General features: G+C 71.6%; 8 protein-coding genes. 4 read left to right on the top strand and 4 right to left on the bottom strand.

Annotation, left to right across the window (positions count from 1 at the left end; genetic code table 11):
* Positions 1-79 precede the first annotated feature (79 nt).
* Both ACLBYE_RS29010 and ACLBYE_RS29005 read right to left on the bottom strand, forming a co-directional pair.
* Positions 80-925, bottom strand: a complete 846-nt coding sequence (locus ACLBYE_RS29010) for an aspartate dehydrogenase (RefSeq protein WP_447696809.1) — start codon at positions 923-925, stop codon at positions 80-82.
* Positions 926-1,003: 78 nt separating this feature from the next.
* Positions 1,004-1,444, bottom strand: coding sequence for a ribbon-helix-helix domain-containing protein (locus ACLBYE_RS29005; RefSeq protein WP_447696810.1), 441 nt, complete (start codon positions 1,442-1,444; stop codon positions 1,004-1,006).
* Positions 1,445-1,713: 269 nt separating this feature from the next.
* Between ACLBYE_RS29005 and ACLBYE_RS29000 the strand changes: the two genes are divergently transcribed.
* From ACLBYE_RS29000 to ACLBYE_RS28990, 3 genes are all read left to right on the top strand, one after another.
* The gene (locus ACLBYE_RS29000; RefSeq protein WP_447696808.1) at positions 1,714-1,947 is read left to right on the top strand and encodes a VOC family protein; all 234 of its coding nucleotides are present in this window, start codon (positions 1,714-1,716) and stop codon (positions 1,945-1,947) included.
* Between the two features lie 68 nt (positions 1,948-2,015).
* Entirely contained in the window at positions 2,016-2,552 is a 537-nt protein-coding gene (locus ACLBYE_RS28995) for a gluconate 2-dehydrogenase subunit 3 family protein (protein ID WP_244527024.1), read from the top strand.
* A gap of 108 nt (positions 2,553-2,660) precedes the next feature.
* Positions 2,661-4,229, top strand: a complete 1,569-nt coding sequence (locus ACLBYE_RS28990; RefSeq protein ID WP_447696807.1) for a GMC family oxidoreductase — start codon at positions 2,661-2,663, stop codon at positions 4,227-4,229.
* Positions 4,230-4,354: 125 nt separating this feature from the next.
* Here the strand turns inward: ACLBYE_RS28990 and ACLBYE_RS28985 are convergent, their stop codons facing one another.
* Positions 4,355-4,627, bottom strand: a complete 273-nt coding sequence (locus tag ACLBYE_RS28985) for an usg protein (RefSeq protein ID WP_020095930.1) — start codon at positions 4,625-4,627, stop codon at positions 4,355-4,357.
* Between the two features lie 356 nt (positions 4,628-4,983).
* Positions 4,984-5,880 (bottom strand): LysR family transcriptional regulator, encoded by an 897-nt coding sequence (locus ACLBYE_RS28980; protein WP_447696806.1) that lies wholly within the window; start codon positions 5,878-5,880, stop codon positions 4,984-4,986.
* A gap of 114 nt (positions 5,881-5,994) precedes the next feature.
* On the opposite strand from ACLBYE_RS28980, the gene ACLBYE_RS28975 reads away from it, so the two are divergent.
* Positions 5,995-6,179, top strand: a 185-nt coding sequence (locus ACLBYE_RS28975) for an SDR family NAD(P)-dependent oxidoreductase (protein WP_447696805.1), incomplete at its 3' end; no start/stop codon positions are given.

The following is a 6,179-nucleotide window of genomic DNA, read 5'->3' as shown; positions in this document are numbered from 1 at the left end:
CAGAGAGGCGACCGCGCCCGGGCATCGCTCCGGGCGCGGGTGCGCGGCAGCGCGGGCCGTGCCGGCCGGGTCCGGTCTGTCAGGTTCCGACCCGGAGCGGGGCTGTGAGCTTGCGCAGGCAGGCGATGACCGACAGGGCCGTGATGCGGCCCGTGCGGGGGTTCTCGTCGGTCGGGACGTTCTCGATGGTCATCGCGAAGCGCGCGGCGTCGGCCTCCACCTCGATGCGGTGCGTGTTGCGCTCCAGGCCGGGGTCGGCCCAGATCTCGAGCTCGGTCCGGTCGGGACCGATGCCGGCCAGCGAGAGCGCGACCGCGACGTTGAGATTCGCCGGGAAGCCGCGGGCCGCCTCGCGGGGGCTGCCGGCGAAGACGCGCATCGGCTCGGTGATGCCGCCGATCTCGATGCCGTTCTCCGCGAGGTAGGGGGCGCCGGCGAGGCCGCGCACGGGCTTGCGGGTGATCATCCGCACCGTGCGGATGGTGCCCTCCGCGGCGGCCGTCACGGCGTCGAGGCCGAGCAGCGCGCCGGTCGGGACGACGATCTGACCGCCGTGGGCGCGGGCCGTCGCCACGAGGTCCTCGTGATCGAGGAGCGCGCCGCAGCTCAGCACGATCGCGGTCTTCCCCGCCGCCACGAAGGGCCGCACGATCGCCGGGAGATGCTGGGACGGCGCGCATTCCAGCACGATGTCGGCCCGCGGCTCCAGGGCGTCGAACGCGGTGACGACCTCCGGCGGCTCCGCGAGCGCCGCGAGGGCGGCCCGGGCTCTCGCGGCATCGCGAACCGCGACGGCGGTCAGCCTCAGCCCCGATATGGCGCCCCCATCGAGCGCGCGCGCCACGGCCAGCCCGACGGTGCCGAGGCCGGCGATCGCGATGCGACCGCCGCGGATGGGCGACCTCGGGGCTTCCTGCAGCGGCATGTCGGGTATCCGTTCATCGGGGGCCGGAGCGGCCGACCGCGCCAGCCCTCTGCATCGGCCATGCCGGGGGGACGCGCCTCAGCCCTCGCCGCGGGCATCGCGCGGCCGGACTGCGTCGCCGCGCAGGGCGCGCGCGGTCTGCGCGACGTGTCCGACGCCGACGTTGCGGTCGTCGATCCGGTCCAGGGCGCCGTCGGCGTCCCCCGCGGCCCTGCCGCGCTGTTCCACGGCGCGCCGATGCGCCGAGGCGAGGCGCGCCGCCTTCATCTCGAGGTGCCTCAGGCACGCGCACCGCAGGAGCGAGGCGAAATTGCGTGCCTCACCGTGGAGAGCGAGCACTTCGTCGTAGAGAAGCGTCACGAGGCGGGGAAGGGTCATGCCCTGAGCGGCGGCGATGTCCTCGAGCACGTTCCAGAACATCACCTCGATCCTGATCGAGGTCGAGTGTCCGCCGAGCCGGATGGAGCGGGTCTCGCCCTCGTAGTCGGCGGACGGCATCCCCGAGTACAGATTGCACATGTCCACCCCTGCGATCCGCGCCGCTCAACCGCGGCGACCGCCCGCGCTTCCCCGGGATGAGGAACAATAATGCAGCGCGCGCCCGTTTCCACCGCGTCCCGGGCCCCGGCATGACGCGCTCCACGGATCGTCGGGGACCCGCTCCGCAGTAGCATGATACTACCACCGCACGCTGGAGCGGCTCTAAGTTTCCGCTCGGCGGGACCCCTCGGGGCCGTCACCCACGGGGTTGTCGGCCTCGGGCCTCGACAGGGGGGATCATGCGCGACGTGCCCGATCTGATCCCCGCGATGAGCCGGGTCCGGGACGCGGCGCGCTCCGCGCGTTTCTACCGGGCCGCCTTCGGCTTCGACACCGCCGACCGGCCCGGCTTCGAAACCTTCACCCCGATCGATCACGCGCATGCCGCGTCCGGTCCCGAGCCGGAGCTGACGGTCAGCACGGGCCACGACGGCGCCTGCGACCTGGGCATGGGGAGCGCCCGCGGTTGGCGCTTCGCCTGATGACCCGCGACGGCCCGCCATCGGCCGCCGCGGCACCGGCACGACCGACACCGACAGGGGAGGACGGGATGAGGATGCAGGAGACGGGCGCGCACCTGTCACGCCGCGGCTTCCTGGGCGCCGCGGGCTCGACGCTGCTCGCGGTCGCGGTCATGCCGGACGGCAGCGTGACCGGGCGGGCCTGGGCGCAGATGCCGAAGGCGACGAAGCCCGAGACCTTCGCCTCCCTCGTGCAGATGTCGCGCGACTGCTACCCGCACGACCGCGTCGCCGACAGGTACTACGCGGCCGCGGTGCAGATCCTCGACGATGCGGCGCGGACCGCTCCAGGAGAACTGACGCTCCTCGAGGACGGGATGGCCGCGCTCAACCGGGCGGCCGTCGAGAGGCACCGCCTGCCCTACGCCAAGGTTCCGCAGGACACGGACCGGGCGGCCCTCCTCGAGACCATCGAGCCGACCCCGTTCTTCCAGAAGGTGCGGGCCAACCTGATCGTCGGTCTCTACAACCAGAAGGAGCTGTGGCCGATCTTCGGCTACGAGGGCGCCTCCTTCGACAAGGGCGGCTACCTGGAGCGCGGCTTCGACGACATCGACTGGCTCTGACGGCGGCCCGGCGCCCGCGCCGACGGCCGCGCGCGACACGCATTCACCGCTCGGTCCGACCATCCCGCGCGAAGACGGGACGGGGCCGATCCGCGGCAGGAGGAAACCATGTCAGCTCCCTACGACCTCAGCGACGGCTCCGTCTTCGTCATCGTCGGCTCGGGCGCCGGCGGCGGGACCCTCGGGACCCAGCTCGCGCTCAAGGGCATCGACACCGTCATCCTCGAGGCGGGCGACCGGCACGAGACCTTCGACTTCGTCAACGACGAGTGGGATTCGTTCGCCCAGCTCGCCTGGAAGGACAAGCGGCACGCCACCGGGCCGTGGCCGATCGCCAAGACGTTCCCCAACCTGCCGGCCTGGATCGTGAAGGCCGTCGGCGGCTCGACCGTGCACTGGGCGGGCGCGTCGCTGCGCTTCCAGGAGCACGAGTTCAGGACGCGCACGCATTACGGCGCCGTGAAGGGGGCCAACCTCCTCGACTGGCCCGTCGACCTCCCGGAGATGGACCCCTGGTACGCCATGGCCGAGAACCGGATGGGCGTCACGCGCACCAACGGCATCCCGGGCCTGCCGGGCAACAACAACTTCAAGGTGCTCGAGGCCGGTGCCCGCAAGATCGGCTACACGGAGGTGCATACCGGCCGGATGGCCATCAACTCCGAGCCGCGCGACGACCGCGCCGCGTGCATGCAGCTCGGCTTCTGCTTCCAGGGGTGCAAGTCGGGCGCGAAGTGGTCGACGCTCATCGCGGAGATCCCGAAGGGCGAGGCCACGGGCCGGCTCGAGGTCCGTTCGGGCTGCCAGGTGCTGCGGATCGAGCACGATCCCGGCGGCAAGGTCACCGGCGTGGTCTACGCCGACAAGGACGGCGTCGAGCACCGGCAGAGAGCGCGGGCCGTCGCCGTGGCCGGCAACTCCATCGAGAGCCCGAGGCTGCTCCTCAATTCGCACTCGGCGAAGTTCCCCGACGGTCTGGCCAACGCGTCGGGGCAGGTCGGGCGCAACTACATGCGCCACACGACCGGTTCGGTCTACGCCATCTTCGAGAAGCCGGTGCACATGTACCGCGGCACCACGATGGCCGGCATCGTGCGCGACGAGGCCCGGCACGATCCGAGCCGCGGCTTCGTCGGCGGCTACGAGCTCGAGACGCTCTCCCTGGGCCTGCCCTTCATGGCGGCGTTCCTCGACCCGCAGACGTGGGGCCGCGACTTCACCGGCGCCCTCGACAAGTACCGGAACATGGCGGGCCTCTGGATCGTGGGCGAAGACATGCCCTGTTCCGACAACCGCATCACCCTGTCGGACGACACGGATGCCTACGGGATGCCGGTCGCGTCGGTCCATTTCGCCGACCATCCCAACGACGCGGCGATGCGCGAGCACGCCTACAGGCAGGGCAGCGCCCTCTACGAGGCCGTCGGCGCGGTCCGCACCATCCGCACCCCGCCCTATCCGTCGACGCACAACCTCGGCACGAACCGCATGAGCGAGAAGCCCCGGGACGGCGTCGTCAACCGCTTCGGCCAAGCCCACGACGTCGAGAACCTGTTCGTCTCGGACGGCTCCCAGTTCACGACCGGCGCCGCGGAGAATCCGACCCTCACCATCGTCGCGCTGGCCCTGCGGCAGGCGGACCACATCGCCAGGCGGATGAGCCGCGGCGAGATCTGAGCGCGGGCCCGGCGCCCGCGTCCGGCCGGCGCGGGCGATCTCCGCGAGCATCGCGATCGCGCTTCGAGTGCGGGCCCGCGCGGGCCCGTGCCGGCCCGCGGAAAACGCGGCTCCCGCCCCAGGCGTCAGTGGAGGTGAAACTCGCTGCCGACGGCCCGCAGTTCCGCGGGCCTGATCAGGCGGCTGTGGGCCACCTTCACCGAATGCAGCGGCCCATCGAGGGCGCCCTGCCAGAAGGCCAGGAAGCGCTTCAGCTCCGGGAAGACCGGGAAGAGATCGTGCTGCTGCCAGATGAAGGTCTGGAGCAGGTGGGGATGGTCGGGCAGGTGATACAGGATCTCGGCTGTCGTCAGGCTGTAGCCTTCCAGCTGACGACGGAAGGCGGTCGAAACGCTCATGGCGGCCCCTCCTGCGCGCATCGTGAGAGTGACCCACGACGAAGCAAGAAGGTTGCCGGCTGAGCTGTTAACAATCGCCGAATCGCCCGCGATCTCAGTCGGTTAGCACTCGGGGCGGTCGATGGCTGCCAGAGCTGTTCGGGCTCGCGCGCACGCGCGCGGCACCTGAGGTCGGGCCGCGCGTGACGGGCCCGGCGACGCTCGGTTCCAACGCCCGGACCGCGAACAGGGCGCTCCGTCGCGGGATCTGATCCTGTTCAGGACCCGAGCGTCTCAGATATTGCGCGTCTCCGACCAATGAAACTGAATATTACCGCAGTCGAGGCATCGCACCTGAAGTGTCTTCTGAGCCGATGTCATTCCTCCACCGTCGCGTGGGCGGCGAGGAAATCGACGAAGCTTCGGATGCGCAGCGCCAAGCGCGCGTGGCCGACATAGAGGACGTGGACATCCTCGGCATCGCCGGGGTTGAACGCCTCCAGCACCGGCACGAGCCGACCGGCCGCGAGATCGGCCGCCACATGGAACCGGGCGAGGCGGGCGACCCCGGCACCGCCGAGCGCCATCAGCCGCACCACCTCGCCGGAATTGCCGTAGAAATTCCCCTGGATCGGCCGCTGGTTGAGACCGGCTCCGACGCGGAACGGCCAGGTATCGAGGGAGCGGCGGAAGCTGAAGTTGAGGCAATTGTGCGCCGCGAGGCCGTCGGGATGCTCCGGGACACCTTCCCGCGCGAGATAGGCGGGGGCGGCGACCACGATCATCCGGCTGCGCCCGAGGCGTCGGGCCCGCAGGCGGGTGTCGCGGAGTGGGCCGATCCGGATCGCGACGTCCGCCTGCGTGGCGGGCAGGTCGATCACCTCGTCGGTCAGGGCGAGATCCAGGCTCATCCGCGGGTGCTGCGCGAGAAAGCGCGGCAGGACCGGCAGGACGACGTGGGTCCCGTACGGGACCGAGGCGTTCACCCGGAGCCGCCCGCTCGGCTCGGCGGCGGTCTGGGTGAGGCCCCGCTCCATCGCGTCGAGTTCCGCCATCAGCTCGACGGCCCGCTCGCGGTAGGCCTCCCCTTCCGGCGTCAGGGTCAGGGATCGGGTCGTGCGCCGGAGCAGCGCGACCCCCAGGCGCGCCTCGAGGCGGGCGACGGCCCGGCTCACGGCGGAGGGGGTTTGCCGCAGGGCCTTGGCGGCCGCCGCGAAGCTGCCGCACCGCGTCGCCTGGAGGAACGCCTCCATGTCCCCGAGCCGGTTGTCCATCGCGCCGCCACTCGTGCATCGAAGTCACGATCATCGTGCCGCGATGCCTGCTACTCAGCAATCTGGCGGCCGTCCATCTCCTCGGGACCGACACGGCAACGAGGACGAACCGTCATGGATCTGCAGCTCACGGGACGAAGCGCCCTGGTCACCGGCTCGACCGCCGGGATCGGCCTCGCGGTGGCCAAACGGCTGGCCGCGGAGGGCGCGGAGGTCATCATCGCGGGGCGCCAGCAGGCCAAGCTCGACGCGGCCGCGGCCGCGGGCGGCGGGGGGGGGGGCGCGGGGGCCGGCGCGGC

The sequence above is a fragment of the Methylobacterium sp. A52T genome, assembly GCF_053346095.1.
The sequence above is the reverse complement of the archived record's forward strand: the minus strand, read 5'-3'. Positions and strand labels throughout refer to the sequence as shown.